At 73.6% G+C, this 19,534-nt stretch carries 19 protein-coding genes and 1 tRNA gene; 11 read left to right on the top strand and 9 right to left on the bottom strand.

Annotation, left to right across the window (positions count from 1 at the left end; translation table 11 throughout):
* Window positions 1-297 precede the first annotated feature (297 nt).
* Window positions 298-780, top strand: a complete 483-nt coding sequence (locus AB0F11_RS18345) for a phospholipase (RefSeq protein WP_362174398.1) — start codon at window positions 298-300, stop codon at window positions 778-780.
* Between the two features lie 11 nt (window positions 781-791).
* Here AB0F11_RS18345 and AB0F11_RS18340 read toward each other — a convergent pair whose 3' ends face one another.
* Both AB0F11_RS18340 and AB0F11_RS18335 read right to left on the bottom strand, forming a co-directional pair.
* Entirely contained in the window at window positions 792-1,949 is a 1,158-nt protein-coding gene (locus AB0F11_RS18340) for a nuclear transport factor 2 family protein (protein WP_362174395.1), read from the bottom strand.
* A gap of 110 nt (window positions 1,950-2,059) precedes the next feature.
* On the bottom strand, window positions 2,060-2,842 hold the full coding sequence (locus tag AB0F11_RS18335; protein ID WP_362174392.1) for a class I SAM-dependent methyltransferase: 783 nt from the start codon (window positions 2,840-2,842) through the stop codon (window positions 2,060-2,062).
* Window positions 2,843-2,997: 155 nt separating this feature from the next.
* Between AB0F11_RS18335 and AB0F11_RS18330 the strand changes: the two genes are divergently transcribed.
* A complete protein-coding gene (locus AB0F11_RS18330) occupies window positions 2,998-4,530 on the top strand; it encodes an AMP-binding protein (RefSeq protein WP_362174389.1) in 1,533 nt (510 codons plus the stop codon).
* 93 nt (window positions 4,531-4,623) lie between these two features.
* On the opposite strand, the gene AB0F11_RS18325 is transcribed toward AB0F11_RS18330, so the two are convergent.
* Window positions 4,624-4,696, bottom strand: a tRNA-Arg gene (locus AB0F11_RS18325).
* Between the two features lie 331 nt (window positions 4,697-5,027).
* On the opposite strand from AB0F11_RS18325, the gene AB0F11_RS18320 reads away from it, so the two are divergent.
* From AB0F11_RS18320 to AB0F11_RS18300, 5 genes are all read left to right on the top strand, one after another.
* Window positions 5,028-6,644: an ATP-binding protein gene (locus AB0F11_RS18320; RefSeq protein ID WP_362174386.1), complete on the top strand. Its 1,617-nt coding sequence runs from the start codon at window positions 5,028-5,030 to the stop codon at window positions 6,642-6,644.
* 4 nt (window positions 6,645-6,648) lie between these two features.
* Entirely contained in the window at window positions 6,649-8,463 is a 1,815-nt protein-coding gene (locus AB0F11_RS18315) for a YfjP family GTPase (RefSeq protein ID WP_362174384.1), read from the top strand.
* Window positions 8,464-8,579: 116 nt separating this feature from the next.
* Window positions 8,580-8,987, top strand: a complete 408-nt coding sequence (locus AB0F11_RS18310; RefSeq protein ID WP_362174381.1) for a single-stranded DNA-binding protein — start codon at window positions 8,580-8,582, stop codon at window positions 8,985-8,987.
* Between the two features lie 203 nt (window positions 8,988-9,190).
* Window positions 9,191-10,312: a thioester domain-containing protein gene (locus AB0F11_RS18305; protein ID WP_362174378.1), complete on the top strand. Its 1,122-nt coding sequence runs from the start codon at window positions 9,191-9,193 to the stop codon at window positions 10,310-10,312.
* Window positions 10,313-10,386: 74 nt separating this feature from the next.
* On the top strand, window positions 10,387-11,889 hold the full coding sequence (locus AB0F11_RS18300) for a phosphatase PAP2 family protein (RefSeq protein WP_362174375.1): 1,503 nt from the start codon (window positions 10,387-10,389) through the stop codon (window positions 11,887-11,889).
* A 38-nt stretch (window positions 11,890-11,927) separates the two neighbouring features.
* Here AB0F11_RS18300 and AB0F11_RS18295 read toward each other — a convergent pair whose 3' ends face one another.
* The 3 genes from AB0F11_RS18295 to AB0F11_RS18285 are packed head-to-tail and all read right to left on the bottom strand — an operon-like array spanning window position 11,928 to window position 12,836.
* Window positions 11,928-12,140 (bottom strand): hypothetical protein, encoded by a 213-nt coding sequence (locus tag AB0F11_RS18295; protein ID WP_362174558.1) that lies wholly within the window; start codon window positions 12,138-12,140, stop codon window positions 11,928-11,930.
* Window positions 12,061-12,306: a hypothetical protein gene (locus AB0F11_RS18290; RefSeq protein ID WP_362174372.1), complete on the bottom strand. Its 246-nt coding sequence runs from the start codon at window positions 12,304-12,306 to the stop codon at window positions 12,061-12,063. The genes AB0F11_RS18295 and AB0F11_RS18290 overlap by 80 nt, the downstream gene beginning before the upstream one ends.
* Complete coding sequence (locus AB0F11_RS18285) at window positions 12,306-12,836, bottom strand: hypothetical protein (protein ID WP_362174370.1); 531 nt, start codon at window positions 12,834-12,836, stop codon at window positions 12,306-12,308. The genes AB0F11_RS18290 and AB0F11_RS18285 overlap by 1 nt, the downstream gene beginning before the upstream one ends.
* Before the next feature lie 320 nt (window positions 12,837-13,156).
* Here AB0F11_RS18285 and ettA point away from each other — a divergent pair, with 320 nt between their 5' ends.
* The 3 genes from ettA to AB0F11_RS18270 are packed head-to-tail and all read left to right on the top strand — an operon-like array spanning window position 13,157 to window position 16,103.
* Window positions 13,157-14,821 carry an energy-dependent translational throttle protein EttA gene (ettA, locus tag AB0F11_RS18280; RefSeq protein ID WP_362174367.1) on the top strand — a complete coding sequence of 555 codons (1,665 nt, stop codon included), beginning with the start codon at window positions 13,157-13,159 and terminating at the stop codon, window positions 14,819-14,821.
* A 14-nt stretch (window positions 14,822-14,835) separates the two neighbouring features.
* Window positions 14,836-15,324, top strand: coding sequence for a thioesterase family protein (locus AB0F11_RS18275; protein WP_361914915.1), 489 nt, complete (start codon window positions 14,836-14,838; stop codon window positions 15,322-15,324).
* Window positions 15,321-16,103, top strand: a complete 783-nt coding sequence (locus tag AB0F11_RS18270) for a hypothetical protein (RefSeq protein ID WP_362174364.1) — start codon at window positions 15,321-15,323, stop codon at window positions 16,101-16,103. Before AB0F11_RS18275 ends, AB0F11_RS18270 begins: the two co-directional genes overlap by 4 nt.
* Before the next feature lie 44 nt (window positions 16,104-16,147).
* On the opposite strand, the gene AB0F11_RS18265 is transcribed toward AB0F11_RS18270, so the two are convergent.
* Both AB0F11_RS18265 and AB0F11_RS18260 read right to left on the bottom strand, forming a co-directional pair.
* Complete coding sequence (locus AB0F11_RS18265; protein WP_362174361.1) at window positions 16,148-16,495, bottom strand: DUF1036 domain-containing protein; 348 nt, start codon at window positions 16,493-16,495, stop codon at window positions 16,148-16,150.
* Between the two features lie 402 nt (window positions 16,496-16,897).
* Entirely contained in the window at window positions 16,898-17,302 is a 405-nt protein-coding gene (locus AB0F11_RS18260) for a globin (protein ID WP_361914927.1), read from the bottom strand.
* A gap of 88 nt (window positions 17,303-17,390) precedes the next feature.
* Here AB0F11_RS18260 and AB0F11_RS18255 point away from each other — a divergent pair, with 88 nt between their 5' ends.
* Window positions 17,391-18,398 (top strand): methyltransferase domain-containing protein, encoded by a 1,008-nt coding sequence (locus tag AB0F11_RS18255; RefSeq protein ID WP_362174358.1) that lies wholly within the window; start codon window positions 17,391-17,393, stop codon window positions 18,396-18,398.
* Between the two features lie 52 nt (window positions 18,399-18,450).
* Here the strand turns inward: AB0F11_RS18255 and AB0F11_RS18250 are convergent, their stop codons facing one another.
* Complete coding sequence (locus AB0F11_RS18250) at window positions 18,451-19,500, bottom strand: FHA domain-containing protein (protein WP_362174355.1); 1,050 nt, start codon at window positions 19,498-19,500, stop codon at window positions 18,451-18,453.
* Window positions 19,501-19,534: the final 34 nt, after the last annotated feature.

Below are 19,534 nucleotides of genomic sequence, written 5' to 3'. Positions count from 1 at the left end.
CGCCCGGGCCGCGCCGCCGGGCCGTGGCGGTTCCCGTCCGCGGCACCCGTGGCACCCCCGGCACCCGCGGCACCCGTGGCACCCGCGGCACCCGTGGCACCCCCGGCACCCGCGGCACCTGTGCCCCAAGGCCCCCGACACCGCCGCCCGCGCGCCCCGTTATAGGCGTCGTGGGGATCGGCGATATGTGCTCCTCCGAGTCCGGAACCCGTCGCCGCCCGGGCATTGACCGGGGCGGCCGGTCCCCACGGTTCCCTGCGGGCTCCGCACCCGCCCGCCCCGTCCTGGAGGAATGCCATGCGCCGTCGTCTCGCTCCCGTCATCGCGTCCGCGGCCGGCGTGCTCGTCTTCGCGGCGCCCGCATCCGCCGCCCCGGCCGACAAGCCGCTGGTGCTCAGCACCTGGACGCAGACCAGCGCCTCCAGCTACAGCGCCTGGGTCGCCGCCCGCGGCAACCGGGTCAAGTGGGCGGCGTACGGGTTCGACTGGTCGACGGACTACTGCTCCTCCTCGCCCGACAACCCCTTCGGGTTCGCGTTCCGGACGTCCTGCGCCCGCCACGACTTCGGCTACCGCAACTACAAGGCCGCCGGAACCTTCCCGGCCAACAAGGACCGCCTGGACAACGCCCTCCACGCGGACCTGAAGCGGGTGTGCTCGGCGTACTCCGGCGCGAAGAAGACCTCCTGCGACAGCACCGCCTGGACCTACTACCAGGCGGTCAAGGCCTTCGGCCTCTCCCCGCAGGCCGCCCCGGCCGCCGAGCCGGCCGCGCAGTAACCGCCGGCTTCCTACTTGCCGGCCGCGGCGAGCCGCTGGTACAGCGAGCCGATCGTGTTGTTGTCGGCGATCAGGGGCAGCGTGTCGAAGGAGAGCTCCCACTCGCCGCCGGGGCCGAAGCGCTCGACGATCCCGAACGGGACGTCCTTGCGCTGCCCGCCGTTCGCGTCGGTCACCGTCACCGTCACCGTGCCGTGCCACTCCACGTAGGTCGTGGTCGCGCCGAACGCGATCTGGCCCGCCTGCAGTTCGACGTCGGCCTTCTCGAAGAACCGCTTCAGGTACGCCGTCTTCGCCGCCTCCGTGGCCAGCGGCCGCTCCAGACCCGGGCCGGTCAGCCCGGCCCCCGCCATCCGGCCGGTGAGCGCGGAGACGTCACCGCTGTTCCAGGCGGCCAGCCGGGCGGTGACTTCCTCGGCGCGGAAACGTTCCGGCGCACGCCCGCCCCGGTTGCCCTGTCCGCCCTGGCCCCCGCCGGGCGCGTCGGCGATCCCGTCGAAGAGGGGCCGCAGCTCGGGGGCGATCGGCTTGAACAGCTCGTGGCGGTCGTAGTAGCGGCGGGCCTGCATCGTCTTGCCGTCGTCCGAGAGCACGTTCCGGGCAATCTGCGGGTACGACACCGTGCGGCCCGCCACCGTGATCTCGTTGCGCTGCCCGAACATCACCACGGCCCCGTCCGCGACCACGTCGGTCCCGCGGTAGCGCAGCTCCGGCGCCAGGCGCAGCGAGTTGGTGATCGAGTTGCCGATCACGGTGCGGCCGCGCTGCGGGGGGCCGCCCGCCTCCCACAGGGTGGCGTCGTCCGCGAAGATGTCCAGGTACGCCTGCACGCGCGGGTGGGTGAGGTCGCCCGGCGCGGGAGGGGTGCCGGTGGGGGCCTCGCCGAAGGCGATCTGCCGCTTGAGGAACGCGCAGTCGTTCGGGGTGATCCGGCCCTCCAGCCGGTCGATCTTGCCGCGGACCTCGGCGCAGGTGCCGCCGGTGCCCGGGTTCACGGCCTGGCCGGCCGCCGAGGCCGCCGTGGCGGAGCCGGCCGGAGCGGTGGCGGTCACGGTGAACGACAGCCCGGCAGCCAGGGCGGCCGCCGCGGCCAGCCCGGCCCGCCGACCCCGTGCGCCCGCCTGCGGTCCCTGCCCTGCCTGTGGCGCCCGCTGCTGTGCTGCCTTCATGGCCGACTCCCCGATCGTGGTCCTGACGTGCTGATTGACGTCCCGTCGGGGGGCGAGTGCGCGCCCCCCGGCGGTGAGATCACGATGTCAGCGGGAGCTTCGGAGATCGATTACCAGGCAGGTAATGCGGCGGCCGGCCCCTTGGGGGAGTGGTGTAGCGGCGGACGTACGGCCACGCTCAGATCCACCACGTAGTGCTCCACGAGCAGGCCGTCCGGGAACAGGGCCAGGAGCCGTTCGCGCTCCTCGGCGAGGAAGCCGTCCGTGCCGGGCTCGCCGACCAGGAAGAGCGAATGGGTGGACAGCTTGGCCAGGTGGAAGTCCACCGGCACCCGCCGCGACCACCGCAGCAGGCGCGTGGTGAACTCCAGACCGCCCTCCGAGCGGGCGCGTTCGTTGATGTAGAAGCCGGGGCCGAAACGTTCCTCGATCCGCGCTTCCTGCGCGGCGATCCACTCCACGCCGAGGTCGGGGTCGTTCGAGAAGACGGCCAGTGCCCCGCCCGGGCGCAGGACGCGCAGGGCCTCGGGCACGGAACGGGACGGGTCGGTCCAGTGCCAGGACTGCGCGTACGTCAGCAGATCGAGGGACCCCGCTGCGAACGGCAGCCGGTTCCCGTCCCCCCGTACGAGCGGAATCCGCGGGTGGCGGCGCCGCAGCTCCGCGGCCATGCCCGCCCCCGGTTCCACCGCCACCACCCGGGCCCCCCGGGCGTGCAGCAGGGCGGTCGCGATACCGGTACCGGCGCCCACGTCGGCGACGCGCGCCCCGGCCGGCGGGATCCCGGTGAGCTCCTGCAGTGCGTCGAGGAGCTCGGGCGGGTAGGAGGGACGGTGGTCGGCGTAGCGCGCGGCGGCCGCACTGAACGAGCGGGCACGGGAGGCATCCGTCATACCGCCCATGCTGGGCCCCCGGATCCCCCGGGCGTCAACAGCGCAGGGCGGAAACGGCCGGCCGGTGCGGGGGAGCCGTACGGTCGGCGGCCGACGGTCGCCCCGGCTGTCGACGGACGCCCTCCCCGCGAAGGAGAGGGCAAGGAGGGCGGGGCATGGCTGCTGCGGCTGCACGGTACGTCGCGGACCTGGTGGGTGCGTTGGAGCGGTACGGGAGCCGGCCCGCGCTCGGGGGCGAGGGCCGCCTGCTGGACCACTCCGGGCTGCTGGAGCTGGTGTACCGGCTGGCCGGCGAGCTGGCCGACCGCGGCGTCGGCCGGGGCACCGGGCTGGCCTGCGTCTTCGGCGGCAACCGGCCGGAGGTGGTCCAGGTGCGGCTGGCGGCCCACCTGCTGGGCGCGCGGCTGACCCAGGTCGTCACCGACCACGCCACGTACGGGCTGGACTTCGTCCTGCGCGACTGCCGGCCCCACCTGGTGGTGCACGACGTCCCGCTGCCGGACACGGCGACCGCGGCCCGGCTGGGCCTGGAGGAGCTGCTGGCGGCGGCCGCCCGCCGGCCGGCGGCGCCCCTGCCCGTGGCGGCGCGGGAGGACGACATCGCCCGGGTCACGTACACCAGCGGCACGACCGGCGTGCCGAAGGGCGTGGCCTCCACGTTCGGCGCCCTCGCGTCCCGGACGGACGGCCGCGCGGGCCGGGAGGCGCCGGGGCTGCGCCGAAGCGGCGACATTCCCCCGCCCCCGACGTACGTATCCGTCACCTCGCTGGCCCAGCGCGCCGGCGGACGCTGCCTGGAGCAGCTGCGCTCCGGAGGCCGTACGGAGGTCCTGGCCGCCTTCGAGTCGCGGGAGTTCGCGGCCGCCTGCCGGCGGCTCGGGCCCGTGGCGACGTACCTGATGCCCGGCATGGTCTACCGCCTGCTCGACGACCCCGCCACGGCCGCCGGGATCCCCGGCCTGAGCGTGATCTCGTACGGGGCCGCCCCGATCCTGCCCGAGCGGCTGCGTGAGGCCGTGACCCGGTGGGGCGGCCGCTGGCAGCAGGGCTACGGCATGAACGAGTCCGCGGTGATCTGCCGCCTCACCGCCGCCGACCACGAGGCCGCCCTCGCCGGCCGGCCGGGCCTGCTCGCCTCGGTCGGGCGGCCGGCGCCCGGGGTGGAGGTCGAGGTGCGCGACGCGGCGGGCCGGCCGCTGCCGACCGGGAGCACGGGCGAGGTGTGGACCCGGTCGGCGGCCATGATGACCGGCTACTGGGGCCGCCCCGACCTGACCGCGTCGGCGATCCGGGACGGTTGGCTGCGCACCGGAGACCTGGGCCACGTGGACCCGGACGGCTACCTCCACCTCGACGACCGCCTGGCCGACGCGGTGATGGTCGACGGGGACAACGTCTACTGCCTGCCGGTGGAAGCGGCCCTGACCCGCCACCCCGCGATCGCCCAGGCAGCCGTGGTGGGCCGCCCGAGCCCGACCATGGGCGAGGAGGTCTGCGCCTTCCTGGTCCCGGCTCCCGGCCACACCCCCGATCCGGCCACGGCGGCCGAGGCCTGCGCCCTGGTGGAGAAATCCTTCTCGCCGGCCCACCGCCCGACGGCGGTGTTCTGGCGCACGGAACTCCCCCTGACCACCCGGGGCAAAACCGATAAGCCCCGCCTCCGCGCCGAGGCGGCCTCCACCGGCTGAATTCCATATTCCGGGCGAGGGGAAGGCAGGGGCAGAGGCCCGGACGCACGGAAGCCCTCCCCGGGGGGAGGGCTTCGGCTGGGGTGGTGCGAGTGCCCCCGGCAGGACTCGAACCTGCGGCCAAGTGCTTAGAAGGCACCTGCTCTATCCACTGAGCTACGGGGGCCGGAAGGTGGCCGTGGTGGCCTGGAGCCCCGGGGTGGGGGTGGGACCGTCGTCCGTGCCGGGTCAAGGATAGGGCTCCGGTTGCCTTGTCCCGGTTGCTTCACCCGCGTGCCACGATGTGGAGGTTCGGTGAAGCGGTCCCGATAATCGCAGGCAGGTGCGATTCTCGCACCGCTTTTGCGCCGCGGCGCCCTGGGTGTTGTGCACTCGTTATGCCTGCGTCCCACTCGTCTGCTCTGACCGGAAGGTCCCTCCGAGTCGCGGTCGGCGCGCAGAGGGCGTATAAGCTTCAAAAATGGTCCCAAATTGGGCATTCTTCGCATGTGGTGACCTTGGATGTTCGGCCTCAGCTGCTCGATGCCCTGTCCGCCCTGCGCGACCGGGTCGCGTCCGTGCGTCTGCCGCTGCCCCTGCCCGGCGCCCCGCGCGCCCGCCAGACCAGAGCCGAGCTGCTCGCGCAGCTCGACGACTACCTCGTACCGCGGCTGAAGGCGCCCGAGGCCCCGATGCTCGCCGTCGTCGGCGGCTCCACCGGGGCCGGTAAGTCCACCCTCGTCAACTCCCTGGTGGGCCGCCAGGTGAGTGAAGCGGGAGTCCTGCGGCCCACCACCCGCATCCCCGTGCTCGTCTGCCACCCCGACGACCACCACTGGTTCGCCGGGATGCGGGTCCTGCCCGACCTGCTGCGCGTATGGGCGCCGCCCGGCGAGGACGAGCCGTTTGCGGCCGGCGGCCGGGCGGGCGGCCCGGGGCCGGAGCCCCACGACGAGCCCACCCGTGAGCTGCGGATCGAGACCGTCACCGGCCTGCCCCGCGGACTGGCCCTCCTCGACGCCCCCGACGTCGACTCCCTCGTCGTCGAGAACCGAACCCTCGCCGCCGAGCTCATCTGCGCAGCCGACGTCTGGGTCATGGTCACCACCGCCTCCCGCTACGCCGACGCCATCCCCTGGCACCTGCTGCGCACCGCCAAGCAGTACAAGGCCACCCTCGTCATCGTCCTGGACCGCGTGCCGCACCAGGTGCTCGCCGAGGTCTCCCGGCAGTACGGGGCCCTCCTGACCCGCGCCGGGCTCGGCGACGTCCCCCGCTTCACGGTGCCCGAGCTGCCCGAATCGGCCGGCGGGGGCGGGCTGCTGCCGGCCAGCGCCGTCGCCCCGCTCGGCGCCTGGCTCGCCCACCACGCCCAGGACCCCGCCGCCCGGCAGTACGCCGTCGGACGCACCGCGCTCGGCGCGCTGGACTCCCTCCGGCGCCGGATGCCGGAGCTGGCCTCGGCCGTCGCCGCCCAGCACGCCGCCGCCGTACGGCTGACCACGGCCGTGGAGGACGCGTACAAGCAGGAGGGCAAGCGGGTGCGGGCCCGGCTCGACCAGGGCGCCGTACTCGCCGGGGACGCGCTGACCCGGTGGCGCGGCTACCCCCTCGACACCACCGCCGACGAACTGCTCGACTCGCTCGCCGAATCCCTCGCTGCCCTCCTGCAGTGCGCCGTCGCCGCCGCCGACGAGCGGATCGCCGAGGCCTGGCGGCGTGAGCCGGCCGCCGGGGCGGTGCCCGTGCCCACCCCGGACCGGGAGGCGGCGGAACGCATCAGCGTGGCCGTACGCCGCTGGCGGCGCGTCCTGGAGGAACTCGCCGAGCAGGAGGTCGCCTGGTACGAACGGCAGCCCGCCCCCGACGCCGACGGCATCGCCGCCCTGCTCGTCGCGGCCCTCCTCGGCGGCAGGCGGGCCCGCCCCGCAGGGGAGAAGCTCGCCGAGCGGATCGGCGTACAGGCCGCCGTACGGCTGCGCGACCGCGGCGGCGAGCTCGTCGCCGACCACCTCGAACAGGTGCTGCGCGCCGAACGGGACCGGCGCCTGGCACCGCTGGAAGCCCTTGAGGTGACCCCCGAGCCGCAGGCCGAGCTGATCGCCGCGCTGTCCGTACTGCAGAAGGAGAGGTGACGCGGTGAACACCCTGACCGACCGCACCGACGACCGCTGGGACGACGGACTGATCGCACGCTCGCGCCCCGTGCGCGAGGCGGCTGAGGACGACGGGGGCGACGGCGACGACGCGCTCATGCGGGCCCTGTCCGGCGCGGGCAGCGACGGCGGCAGGACGCCCGCGCCCCCCGTCAGCCCCGAGGCCAGGGCCCTGCGCAGCCGGCTGGAGGCGCTGGGCCGCCTCGTCGCGCTCTCCCGGACCCGGCTCGACGGCAAGACCCTCGCCGAGGCCGGCCGGGTCCTCGACGAGGCGGCGGCGCGGCGCGGGCTGTCGGCGCAGCACACGGTCGTCGCGATCGCCGGAGCGACCGGAAGCGGCAAGTCCACCCTGTTCAACGCACTCGCCGGAGTGCAGATCTCCGAGACCGGGCTGCGCCGGCCGACGACCGCCGCGCCCATCGCGTGCAGCTGGTCCGACGGCGCGGCCGGACTGCTGGACCGGCTCGAGATCCCCGGCCGGCTGCGCCGCCGCCCGCGCGAGACCACCGAGGCGGGCGCGCTGCGCGGGCTGGTCCTGGTGGACCTGCCCGACCTGGACTCCGCGGTGGGCGCCCACCGCGAACACGTGGACCGGGTGCTGGCGCTGGTCGACGCGGTGGTGTGGGTGGTGGACCCCGAGAAGTACGCCGACGCGGTGCTGCACGAGCGGTACCTGCGTCCGCTCGCCGGACACGCCGAGGTGACGTTCGTCGTGCTGAACCAGGTGGACCGGCTGCCCGGCGAGGCCGCCGACCTCGTCCTGGACGACCTGCGGCGGCTGCTGGACGAGGACGGCATCGCGCTCGGCGAGCACGAGGAGCCGGGTGCGACCGTCCTCGGGCTGTCCGCGCTCACCGGCGAGGGCGTCGGGGAACTGCGCGAACTGCTCGGACAGTTCGCCCAGGAGCACGACGCCGCCACCCGGCGCATCGCCGCCGACGTCGACCGGGCCGCCGACCGCATGCGCCCGTTGTACGTGGCAGACGGCCACCCGGGGCCCGAGATCGGGGAGGAGGCCCGCGCCGAGTTCGAGGACCGGCTCGCGGAGGCGGTCGGGGCGCATGCGGCCGGGCTCGCCGCCGAGCGGGCCTGGCGGCGCAACGCCGGCAGGGCGTGCGGCACCCCGTGGCTGCGGCTGTGGCGGTGGTACGAGAGCCGGCGCGCCCCGCGGACGCTGGCCGGGCTGGCCGCCGGGACGATCGGCGGCCGCGGGTCCGGCTTCGGCGCGGGGCCGGCGGAGGAGGAGGTGACGGCGCGGCAGCGGGTGGAGCAGGCGGTACGGGCCGTCGCCGACGCGTCGGTGGCCGGGCTGCCCGACCCCTGGGCCCAGGCGGTACGGGAGACCGCGGTGCGCGGCGGCGAGCAGCTGCCCCGGCTGCTGGACGAGGTCGCGGTGACGCTCGGCGCGGCCGCCGCGGTGCCGGGCGCCAAGCCGCCGCGGCCCGCGTGGTGGCCGGCGGCCGTGCTGGCGCAGGCGGCGATGACGCTGCTTCAGATCTACGGCGGGCTGTGGCTGGTCGGGCAGATCGCCGGGGTGCTGGAGCCGGACCTGCTGCCGCCGGTGCTGCTGATGGCGGCGGGCATCGTCGGCGGGCCGCTGGTGGAGTGGGCCTGCTCGATCGCGGCCCGGGGGCCGGCCAGGCGGTACGGGCAGGACGCGGAGCGGCGGCTGCGGCAGGCGGCGGCCGGGTGCGGGCGGGCCCGGGTGCTGGAGCCGGTGGCGGCGGAACTGCTGCGCTACCGGGAGGTGCGGGAGCAGTACGCGACGGTGGCGAAGTTGTCCACAACCCGTCGGTAATCCACAGGGACGGGCGGAGTCCGGGGCGGTCGGTCAGCCTGGTCGTACGCCGTGCGGAGGGTCCGTGCGGGGAGCGACGCGTCCGTGCGGTGACGGACGTGGGGGAGGCGGCTGCGATGAACGACACCCTGGTGACGCTGATCGGCCATGTGGCCACGCAGATTGACTACAAAGAGACCGTCAACGGGCCGTCGGCGCGGTTCCGTTTCGCCGTCACACCACGGTATTTTGATCGACGCAAGGACGCTTGGACGGATGGGGCCACCAGCTTCTACACCGTGTGGGCCCGGCGCACCCTCGCGGTGAATCTGACCGGTTCCGTTTCGGTCGGCGAACCGCTGGTGGTGCACGGACGGCTGAGGGTGCGGGACGAACCGCCCGACGCCGACGGGAACCGCTGGTTCTCGGCGGAGATCGACGCCACGGCCATCGGCCACGACCTCAACAGGGGGACGGCCGCGTTCCGCAGGGTCGTCAAGGCCGAACCCGCACTGATGGTCACTCAGAAGGCGGCGGTGGTCTGAGTGTTCGAGGCAGCTAGGATTCCCCGGTACTCACGGGCACCAGGGTCTTTGGCCCGAAGGGGAAGACTGTGTCGATTGGCGTTCCCGCATCCTCCGCTTCTGATTCCGCTTCTGCTCCGCGCACTTCTGCTGGTGCCGGTTCCGTCCTACCTGCCGCTGCCGCTGCCGCGGCGGGGCGGGGCTCCGCGCGGCGGCCGCTGGCGGTGGCCCTGCTGGCCGCGGCCCTCGCCGCCGCGCCCGGAGCGACGGCGGCCGCCGACTCCGGGGCGCCCGCCGCGCGGACACCGGAGGGGGCGAGCGCCGTCCTCGACGGGCTCAAGACCTTCGGGCAGGCCGTCCTGCACGCCCCCGACGGGTCGGTCCGGCAGATCCCGGCCGGGCTGTACGAGATGCGGGTCGACGGCGGCGGAATGCTCCAGACCTACGGGGTCGGGGTGGCCGGCAATGCGCAGCCCCAGGCCCGGTACACGGAGAGCGGCTGGAGCGGCAGCCCGCTCGCCGGGAACGCCGAGGCGGGCCGGATCCGCTGGGTCCTGGAGCACTCCTACCCCCAGCTGAACGATCTGGTCGGGCTCGCCAAGGCGGCCGGGGCCGGGGCGCTCACCGCGGAGAGCGCGGCGGCGGGGACCCAGGTGGCGATCTGGCGGCTGGCGGACGGGGCGCAGGTCGAGGCCGCCGACCCGGCGGCGGAGAAGCTCGCCGACTACCTCCAGCGGTCCGCGGGGCGGCTGCCGGAGCCCCCGGCCTCGCTCCACCTGGATCCGGCGAGCGTGTCCGGGCCGGTGGGCAGCCGGATCGGCCCGGTCACCGTGCGCACCGGGGCGCAGAGCGTGACGGTCACCCCCGACGCGGCCGGCGTGGCCATGGGGGTGCGGGTCGTCGACGCCGAGGGCCGGCCGGTCACCGCGGCGGCCAACGGCAGCCGGCTCTACGTCGAGGTGCCCGCGGGCACCCCGGACGGGACCGCCTCGATCACCGTCCAGGGCTCCACGAAGGTGCCGGTCGGGCGGGTCTTCACCAGCGGTCTGCCCGCCCGGGCCCAGATCGTGGCCGGCTCCAGCGAGTCCGCGGCCGCGGCCCGGGCGACGGCGGTCTGGCCGCAGCCGCTGGTGGCCGCGGCGGGCAAGGCAGACGGGGGGACCGTCGCGCCGACGGCCTCCGCCGCGGCCGAGCCCTCGACCAGCCCGGACGAGGAACGCCTCGCCACCAGTGGCAGCTCGGCGGCCACACCGGTGATCGCCTCCCTGGCGGTGGGCCTGGTGGTGCTGGGCGGGCTCGTGGTGCTCCTGGTCCGCAAGCGGCCGCTGGAGGAGGACGACGCGTAAGGCGAAAGGGGAGGTGAGGGGGGAGCGCCCGGTCGGCCCGATTTCGGATCCCCGTCCCGGGGTAAGCGCGAAAGATGGCTGATCAAGAACTCACTTGGTGGGGCGCCGCCGCGCGATGGGACCGGGCCCTGTTCGACGCGGTGGCCCGGCGGCACTGGCCCGGGGGCGACCGGGTGCTGCCGCGGCTCAGCCGTGCCGCCAACCACGGGGTGCTGTGGGGCGCGGCCGCGGTGGCCATCGCCGCCTTCGGCCCCGCCGGAGCCCGCAAGGCCGCGGTGCGCGCATCCGCCTCGCTGGCGCTGGCCTCGGCGACGATCAACACCATCGGCAAATGGTCCGTACGCCGCCCGCGGCCCCTGCTGGAGGGGGTGCCCGCGGTGCGGCAGCTGGCCACGCAGCCGCTGACCACCTCCTTCCCCTCCGGGCACTCGGCGTCCGCGTTCGCCTTCACCACCGGGCTGGCGCTGCACGCGCCGCTGTGGGGTGCGGCGCTGGCCCCGGTCGCCGTGTCGGTGGCGTTCTCCCGGGTGTACACGGGCGTGCACTACCCGTCCGACGTGGTCGCGGGGGCCGCGCTCGGAGTGGCCGCCGGCTTCGCCGTGCGCCGGGTCGCGGCCCGCGCCGAGGAGGCCAGGTCCGTTCCCCGGAAGGAGTCGGCCGCCGTCGACGCGCCCGCCCTGCCGGACGGCGAGGGGCTCGTCGTGGTCGTCAACGCCGCCTCGGGCACCCCCGCCGCCGCGGGGATCGACGTGCTGCGGGACGCCCTGCCCGCGGCCGAGGTGGTCGAGTGCGAGGGCCCGGAGGTGCGCGGGGCGCTCGCGGCCGCCGCCTCCCGGGCCGCGGTGCTCGGGGTGTGGGGCGGCGACGGCACGATCAACGCCGCCGCCGGAGCGGCGCTGCGCGCCGGGGTGCCGCTCGCGGTGTTCCCCGGCGGCACGATGAACCACTTCGCGCTCGACCTCGGCCTGACCGGCCCGGAGGACACCTGCCGCGCCGTCGCCGAGGGCCGCGCCGTCCGCGTCGCCGTGGGCCGCTTCACCCCCGGGCCCGGTGGCGGGCCGGCGGAGCACGGGTACTTCCTGAACACCTTCAGCATCGGGGCCTTCCCCGAGCTGCTGCGCCACCGGCTGCGCTGGGCCCCGCGGATCGGCAGCGGTCCGGCCGCCCTGTTCGCCGCCTGGAAGGTGCTGCGGGCCGAGCGGCCGGTGCCGCTGCGGCTGGCCGGGCGGCGGCGGAGCGTCTGGCTGCTGTTCGCGGGCAACGGCACCTACCACGGCGCCGGCCCGGTGCCGCGCCGCCGCGAGAGCCTCGGCGAAGCCCTGCTGGACGTCCGACTCGTCCACGGCGGCGGCCGGCCCGGCACCCGCCTCCTCGCCGCCGCCTTCACCGGCCCGCTGTCGCGCTCCCCGCTGCACACGGCCACCAGCCTGCGCAGGCTCCGGATCGCCGACATCCCGCCCGGGACCCCCTTCGCGTACGACGGCGAGTACGCCCGCTGCCCCGCCTCCCTGGTCCTCGACACCCTCCCCGAGGGCCTGACCGTGTACCGCCCGGACGGCCCGCGCCGGGTGGAGTGACGGGACGACGCCCCGCCTGGTGCTGTGACCGGAAAGGTTCACCGGCCACCGCACTGGGTCCCGGCCAGGGGCGCGGCCCCGTCGAGCAGGGACCGGTGCGACGGGACGGCCACGACGAGCGTGCCGGTGACGCCGACCAGCGCCGTGGCACCTGAACGGTTACAGATGTGACTATTTCGCAGTTGTGTCAGCATCAGGGGATTCCTCATCGTCTGGCTGAAGTGAGCTAATGAGGCGGCGAATTTCTTCATCCGACATGCCTGTCGCGTCGATATGGACGGATCGCAATCCATCCTTGATGGAGATTGAGACGGAGCTATTTCTGGCCCGCATTCGCCTTAGGGTGACGAGTACAGAAGCGAAGGCGATGCTTGCGGTGACTCCGCTCAGGGTGAGTGCCAATGTTTCAAGAATCACTACTGCCTCAACTCTGCCCGGATGATGCTCATCCCGCTGGCCAAGAAACTAATTACGAACATGGTTGTCGACCACGTCGCGATGAATTCCTGGTCGACTTTCGATTTCTCGTCGGCTAGTGCCGTCAGGTATCCGAACCAGAGGGTGGTGAAGATGGCAAGCGCCGTGTTCAAGCAGGCCAGGGCTGTTGTAAGCCACTGTTTGGCCGCTCCTTTGGCCCAGAGGTCCCCCGCTGCCGCTGCGGCCATCCCTGTTGTGATAATCAGAAGCTCGCCCTTTCCGGCTACTTCTGCGTATGTCACAACCTCACCTTTTGTGCTCTTGAAGATGAACGCAGCGAAAAGAGGGAGCAGTGAAAGGATTACTGAGAAGGAGAACCAGAGCATTGCTCTGATGATGGCCCTCTCCCAGGGGGATGTGGTTACCGCTTGCTCGGCCTGGGGGCTTGTTGTTGCCACCGTTGTGTCAGGGGTGGTGCCGTCTGGCTGGGGCGTTTGCGCATCTGCGGCTGCCGTCTGGGCTTCTGTCATTTTCTTCCAGCGTCATGGCGAAGGTGCTTCGGATGAGTGTGGCTGGGGTGGATCGCGGCGACCATACCGGGCTGCGGCGTCAGGTGAAGCCAAATCGGCCAACCCTGGCGCTGGAGCAGGGCTGGAATCGTGGGCCGTCTGTGGGCCGTGCGAGAGGGCTCGCGGATGACCGGTTGCGACCAACAGTGACAGGTCGGCTACCAAGGTGACCCGGGAACCCGCAGGTCAGGGGCTGTCCGGCCTACTGGTTCGCACCGGGGGCTGGCGGTCAGGCAAGATGGGGTGTATCTGCCCACCATCGATCTGCCGGACGGTTTCTCTTGGCTGAGTACATCTACACCATGCGCAAGACGCGCAAGGCGCACGGTGACAAGGTGATCCTCGACGACGTCTTCCTGAACTTCCTGCCGGGAGCCAAGATCGGTGTCGTCGGCCCGAACGGTGCCGGTAAGTCCACCGTCCTGAAGATCATGGCGGGCATCGAGCAGCCGTCCAACGGTGACGCCTTCCTGTCGCCCGGCTACAGCGTCGGCATCCTCATGCAGGAGCCCAAGCTCGACGAGAGCAAGACCGTCCTGGAGAACGTCGAGGACGGCGTCGCCGAGATCAAGGGCAAGCTCAACCGGTTCAACGCGATCGCCGAGGAAATGGCGACGAACTACACCGACGAGCTGATGGAGGAGATGGGCAAGCTCCAGGACGACCTGGACCACGCCAACGCGTGGGACCTCGACGCCCAGCTGGAGCAGGCCATGGACGCCCTGGGCTGCCCCCCCGGCGACTGGCCGGTCGTCAACCTCTCCGGTGGTGAGAAGCGCCGCGTCGCCCTCTGCAAGCTCCTGCTCGAGGCCCCCGACCTGCTGCTCCTCGACGAGCCCACCAACCACCTCGACGCCGAGTCCGTGAACTGGCTGGAGCAGCACCTGGCCCAGTACAAGGGCGCCGTCGTGGCCGTCACCCACGACCGCTACTTCCTCGACAACGTCGCCGAGTGGATCCTCGAGCTCGACCGCGGCCGCGCCCACCCCTACGAGGGCAACTACTCCACCTACCTGGAGAAGAAGGCCGAGCGCCTCAAGGTCGAGGGCAAGAAGGACGAGAAGCGCCAGAAGCGCCTCAAGGAAGAGCTGGAGTGGGTCCGCTCCAACGCCAAGGGCCGCCAGGCCAAGTCCAAGGCCCGTCTCGCCCGCTACGAGGAGATGGCCGCCGAGGCGGAGAAGATGCGGAAGCTGGACTTCGAGGAGATCCAGATCCCGCCGGGCCCGCGCCTGGGCTCGATCGTCGTCGAGGTCAACAACCTCTCCAAGGCCTTCGGTGACAAGGTCCTCATCGACGACCTGTCCTTCACGCTGCCCCGCAACGGCATCGTCGGCATCATCGGCCCGAACGGCGCCGGCAAGACCACGCTGTTCAAGATGATCCAGGGCCTGGAGGCCCCGGACACCGGCGACATCAAGGTCGGCGAGACCGTCAAGATCTCCTACGTCGACCAGGGCCGCGCCAACATCGACCCGAAGAAGACCCTCTGGGCGGTCGTCTCGGACGAGCTGGACTACATCAACGTCGGCCAGGTCGAGATGCCGTCCCGCGCCTACGTCTCCGCGTTCGGCTTCAAGGGCCCGGACCAGCAGAAGCCGGCCGGCGTGCTCTCCGGCGGTGAGCGCAACCGCCTGAACCTGGCGCTCACCCTCAAGCAGGGCGGCAACCTGCTGCTCCTCGACGAGCCGACCAACGACCTCGACGTCGAGACCCTGTCCTCCCTCGAGAACGCGCTGCTGGACTTCCCCGGCTGCGCCGTGGTCGTCTCCCACGACCGCTGGTTCCTCGACCGGGTCGCCACGCACATCCTGGCGTACGAGGGCGAGTCGAAGTGGTTCTGGTTCGAGGGCAACTTCGAGTCCTACGAGAAGAACAAGGTCGAGCGGCTCGGCCCGGACGCCACCCGTCCGCACCGCGCCACCTACAAGAAGCTCACCCGGGGCTGAGGCAGGCAGCCACCATGGCAAGACACCAGTACCGATGCCCCATGCGCTGGGCGGACATGGATGCCTTCGGGCACGTCAACAACGTCGTCTTCCTCCGCTACCTGGAGGAGGCACGCATCGACTTCATGTTCCGCCTCGCGCCGGGCGAGGGCAGTGAGTCCTTCACGGGCGGCTCCGTCGTGGCCCGCCACGAGATCGACTACAAGCTGCCCCTCGTGCACCGCCACGAGCCCGTGCTCATCGAGTCCTGGGTGACCCGGATCGGCGCCGCGTCCCTGACCATCCGCTACGAGGTCAAGGACGAGGCGACCGAGGACCGGCCGGAGACGGTGTACGTGCGCGCCGAGACCGTCGTCGTGCCGTACAACCTCGCCGAGGGGCGGCCCCGCCGCATCACCGACGAGGAGCGGCACTTCCTCGAGGAGTACCTCGACGCGCCCGCGCCCGAGCGGGCCGGTGCCGGAGCCCGTGCCAAGCGTTCCGAAGGGCGCCTCGCGGCATGAGCCTCACGTTGCGCTTCGCCGATCCCGGGGAGGCGGCGGACCTCGCCGCCTTCCTGGGCCGGCTGGTGCACTACGACCGCGCCGCCGCGGTCCGCCTCCAGGCGGGCGGCGGCGCGCTCGCCGTCTTCGGGCGGCCGCCGTCGTTCGACGTGCTGGCCATCCGCACCGTGCGGCTCGCGGAGCCGGTCGCGATGCCGCTGGACACGACCGTGTCCGCCGGTGAGCTGCTGGAATCCGTGGACGAGGACGCCGCCGGCGCCGTCGTGCCCGCCGCCGTCACCGGCCCGCCCTGGGCCGGGGTGCTCCCGCCGCGCGGCGGCTGGCAGGAGGTTGCGGGGCTGCCCGCCCCCGAGGCGGTCCGGGCAGCCCTGGCCGGCGCCGTCGCCGAGTTCCGGGCCCGCGACGAGGCCCTGCCCCCGCAGCACCGGACCCGCTCCGAGCGGGACCGCATCGGCCGCGAGATCTGGTCCCGGACCCTGGGCGACACCGAGCTGCCGCTGCGCGCCGTGCACGCCGCGCAGTCCCTCGGCTTCCTGCGGCCCGCGCGGTCCGGGGTGCCGGCCGCCGCCGGCGCCCGTGCCGTCACCGCCGGTTCGGGTACCGCTTCCGCGGTGGCCACCGATTCCGCTTCCGCGGGTGGCTCCGGGGCGCCCCAGCCGGTCGCGCTGCTCGCCTCCGGCGGCTGGCTGCGGCTGAGGACCCCGTACGGCTCGGTCGCCCTGCGCCGCCCCGGCGGCATCGGCGGCCTGGGCGCGCTCCAGGTCCGGCCGGTCCGGTAGGACCGCGGCCCGCGGAGCGGGTGCTGCGGGCCACGGGCGGCGGACTACGGGTTGAACGAGTGGGTGTGGTTCGGGCGGCTGACCACGAACTCGTTCATGAGGATCTCCCGCGAGTTGGAGTCCGAGGTGTTCGCACACCACTCGAAGGCCTGGTGCGGGACCGTCTCGCGGAACCGGTCGCGCCACTCGACGCCGTCGCCGGCGTACGCGTAGCAGTACCAGGTCGCGTTGACCGCGGACGGGTCACCGCCGAAGACCGTGGCACTTTCCCCGGGGCCGATCCGCCACCAGCCCTCCTTCACCCAGTTGCTGCCGTCGGAGCAGCTGGGCTGGTACCGCTCCACCATCGTCCAGATCTCGCGGTGGTAGTTGTTCTGGAACTTCAGCGCCATGACCTGCTCCTACTCTCCGTGCGGGTGCCTGCGGGGGGCCGGGCTGCCGTCGGCTCGGGACAGGAGTGCCGGCCCGCGGCCTGGTTGTGAGGAGCTCGTACTCTCCGAATGGCCGGATTCGGCGGCCGACCGGCCCGAGGCGAGGGCGCGGTCCAGTGCCTCCTCGTCCGCGTCGGTGGTCGGATCCACGGCGTCGGCCGTGCTCTGGGACATGGGGACTCCAATCTCCGTCGGGGGTGGTGCGGCGGAGAGGTTCCCGTCAGGAGGAGCGGTGTACCGCGGGGCGCCTGCCCGTGCCCCGTACGGGCCCGGCAGGGGCCCTCGCACGGGGGCTCTTGTACGGCCGCTTGCAGGGTCCCGTGCACGGCAGCGGCGCGTACCACGGGGCGCCGGGCGGCCGGATCAGCCCGCGGTGTTGATCATCGAGGCGGCCGCGTACGTCAGGTACCGCCACAGCTGGGCCTCGTGCTCCGGCGCCAGGCCCAGCTCGTCCACCGCGACCCGCATGTGGCCCAGCCACGCGTCGTGTGCCGCCGCGTCCACCTGGAACGGGGCGTGCCGCATCCGCAGGCGCGGGTGCCCGCGGTTCTCGCTGTAGGTGTTCGGGCCGCCCCAGTACTGCATCAGGAAGAGCGCGAACCGCTCCTCGGCCGGGCCGAGGTCCTCCTCCGGGTACATCGGGCGCAGCAGCGGGTCCTGCGCCACCCCCTCGTAGAAACGCCGCACCAGGCGGCGGAAGGTCTCCTCGCCGCCGACCTGCTCGTAAAAGGTCTGCTCCTGAAGCGTGCCCCGCGGAATCTCATTCACCCGACCATCGTCTCAGACACCCGGACGGAGGACGGAGGTCTTAGGACCACCGTTCGCCTCGGGCGGCCGGGCGCAGGACAGTGGAGCCATGGGCGCACATCGCACGGAGCACGCCGAGCGGCGCGATCTGCGGGAGACCGCGCACGCCGCCCAGGTGCGCGAGCTGACCGCCGCCGGGGTGCTGGAGGACCCGGCCTGGCGGGCGGCGTTCGCGGCGGTGCCCCGGCACGAGTTCGTCCCGTGGTTCTTCACCGGTCGCGGAGCCGGCTACGAGCGGCTGTGGGCCGAGGACCCGGACCCGGCCCGCCGCGCCCGCTGGCTGCGCGGGGTCTACGCCGACGCCCCGTTGGCGACCCGGCTGCGCGACGGCGAGCTGGTCTCCTCCAGCAGCCAGCCGTCCCTGATGGCCAAGATGCTCACGGCGCTGGACGTGCGCGAGGGGAACGACGTACTGGAGATCGGCGCCGGCACCGGCTACAACGCGGCGTTGCTCTGCCACCGGCTCGGCGACGAGCACGTCACCACCGTCGACCTCGACGAGGAGATCACCGAGTCCGCCCGAGCGCACCTGGCCCGGCTCGGCTACCGGCCCGCCGTGGTCACCGGCGACGGCGCGCGCGGCTGCCCCGCCCGCGCCCCCTTCGACCGGATCCTGGTGACCTGCACCCTGCCGCGCATCCCGCTCGCCTGGCTCGGCCAGTGCCGGCCGGGGGCGCGGATCCTGGCGCCGCTGGCGACCGGTCTGCTCGCGCTCCGGGTCCGCGATGCCGGGTTCGCGGAGGGCCGCTTCCTGCACACCGCGGCGTACTTCGTCCCGCTGCGCGGGGCTGCGGGATCGCCCGTGGGCCTGCCCGGGCAGGAGTACGGGATCCCGTACGAGCTGGTGGAGAACGAGCGGTTCCAGTTCATGCTGGTGCTGACCGCGGGGGCATTGCACCCGCGCGAGGCCTTGGACCTGTGGCGCGGCGAGGGGCGGCCGGGCCGGGAGCGGTTCGGCGTGACGGTCAGCGCCGAGGGGCAGTGGTCGTGGCTCGACGACCCCCAGGGGCCTTACGTGTGGCCGCTGGGGGAGGCGGACGAGCGGGGCACCGGGTGACCCCCGGCGGACGAGCGGGGCACCGGGTGACCCCGGCGGCGGGGGGCCGGGATCAGCCGCGGCGGATGGTGATCGTGGTCCAGGCGCCCACGTGGACGCGGTCGCCGTCGGCGAGCGGGATCGGCACGTAGGGCTGGATGGGCTCCTCGCCGCCGTTGATGGTGGTGCCGTTGGTGGAGTTCTGGTCGACGACCGCCCAGCTGAGGTCGGGCTGCTGGACGAGTACGGCGTGCTGGTGGGACACGCCCGGGTCCTCCGGCGGCACCGACAGGTCGATGTCCGGGGACTCGCCCGTCGAGGCGCGGCGGCGGCCGATGGTGATCGCCGCGCCGGAGAGCGGGAGGTGCTGCTCGGGGGAGTACGCGGGCAGGTTGAGCCCGGCCGCCTCGGGGCCGCTGCGCTGCATCATCGCCATGAAGTACGAGCGGTCGGGGCCGATCGTCGCCGTCCAGGAGCCGTTCCGGGAGGGGAAGGCCTGGTGCGGCTGCGGCTGCGGCTGCGGCTGCGGCTGTGCCTGGGACTCCGGCTGCGGCTGGGGCTGCCGGTACTCGTGCTGTGGCGTGTACTCCTGGGCCGCGGGCGCCTGCTGGTACTGCTGCGGCTGCTCCTGTGCCGGCGGCGGCAGCAACCAGTCGTCCTCGCTCTGCAGCGGCTCGGCCGGGCGGTTGACCCGCGAGGGGCGCGAGCCCTGGTAGTCGAAGTGGTCCTGGGAGAAGGGCGCCGATGTTGCAACGGGCGGCGGCGGGGGCGGCGGCGGCACGGTGCCCGCCGCCCCGGCCCCGGTTCCGGCCCCGGTCCCGTGGCCGTTCGAGGAGGCGGCGGGCGCCTCCTGGCCGAGCGGGGCGTACGAGGTCGCCGAGCGCGTCAGGAAGTTGTACCGGCACTCCTCGCAGAACGGGGCCATGGCCTCGCGCGGGGTCCGGCACTGCGGGCAGAGCTCGGCCTGGGCCGTCGGCTCACCGGTGGTGGGAGGGTAGCCGTAGCCGTAGGAGCTCGCGGCGGGCACGGCCGCGGCGGGTGCGGCCGCGGCAGCCATGCGGTGGCCGCAGACCTCGCACCAGTCGTCGGAGGCGGACTGGTGCCCGTTCGGGCAGGTCGGCATGGCGGGTCTTCCCCCTTCGGCCTGCTTCGCCGTC

This window comes from Streptomyces sp. NPDC032472, assembly GCF_040636955.1.
Lineage (GTDB): Bacteria > Actinomycetota > Actinomycetes > Streptomycetales > Streptomycetaceae > Streptomyces.
The sequence above is the reverse complement of the archived record's forward strand: the minus strand, read 5'-3'. Positions and strand labels throughout refer to the sequence as shown.

Excerpts from the sequence above, each read along its gene's own strand:
- AB0F11_RS18345 (WP_362174398.1), top strand. The coding sequence starts at position 298 with ATGCGCCGTCGTCTCGCTCCCGTCATCGCGTCCGCGGCCGGCGTGCTC.
- AB0F11_RS18340 (WP_362174395.1), bottom strand. The coding sequence starts at position 1,949 with ATGAAGGCAGCACAGCAGCGGGCGCCACAGGCAGGGCAGGGACCGCAG.
- AB0F11_RS18335 (WP_362174392.1), bottom strand. The coding sequence starts at position 2,842 with ATGACGGATGCCTCCCGTGCCCGCTCGTTCAGTGCGGCCGCCGCGCGC.
- AB0F11_RS18330 (WP_362174389.1), top strand. The coding sequence starts at position 2,998 with ATGGCTGCTGCGGCTGCACGGTACGTCGCGGACCTGGTGGGTGCGTTG.
- AB0F11_RS18310 (WP_362174381.1), top strand. The coding sequence starts at position 8,580 with ATGAACGACACCCTGGTGACGCTGATCGGCCATGTGGCCACGCAGATT.
- AB0F11_RS18300 (WP_362174375.1), top strand. The coding sequence starts at position 10,387 with ATGGCTGATCAAGAACTCACTTGGTGGGGCGCCGCCGCGCGATGGGAC.
- AB0F11_RS18295 (WP_362174558.1), bottom strand. The coding sequence starts at position 12,140 with ATGAAGAAATTCGCCGCCTCATTAGCTCACTTCAGCCAGACGATGAGG.
- AB0F11_RS18285 (WP_362174370.1), bottom strand. The coding sequence starts at position 12,836 with ATGACAGAAGCCCAGACGGCAGCCGCAGATGCGCAAACGCCCCAGCCA.
- AB0F11_RS18275 (WP_361914915.1), top strand. The coding sequence starts at position 14,836 with ATGGCAAGACACCAGTACCGATGCCCCATGCGCTGGGCGGACATGGAT.
- AB0F11_RS18270 (WP_362174364.1), top strand. The coding sequence starts at position 15,321 with ATGAGCCTCACGTTGCGCTTCGCCGATCCCGGGGAGGCGGCGGACCTC.
- AB0F11_RS18265 (WP_362174361.1), bottom strand. The coding sequence starts at position 16,495 with ATGGCGCTGAAGTTCCAGAACAACTACCACCGCGAGATCTGGACGATG.
- AB0F11_RS18255 (WP_362174358.1), top strand. The coding sequence starts at position 17,391 with ATGGGCGCACATCGCACGGAGCACGCCGAGCGGCGCGATCTGCGGGAG.
- AB0F11_RS18250 (WP_362174355.1), bottom strand. The coding sequence starts at position 19,500 with ATGCCGACCTGCCCGAACGGGCACCAGTCCGCCTCCGACGACTGGTGC.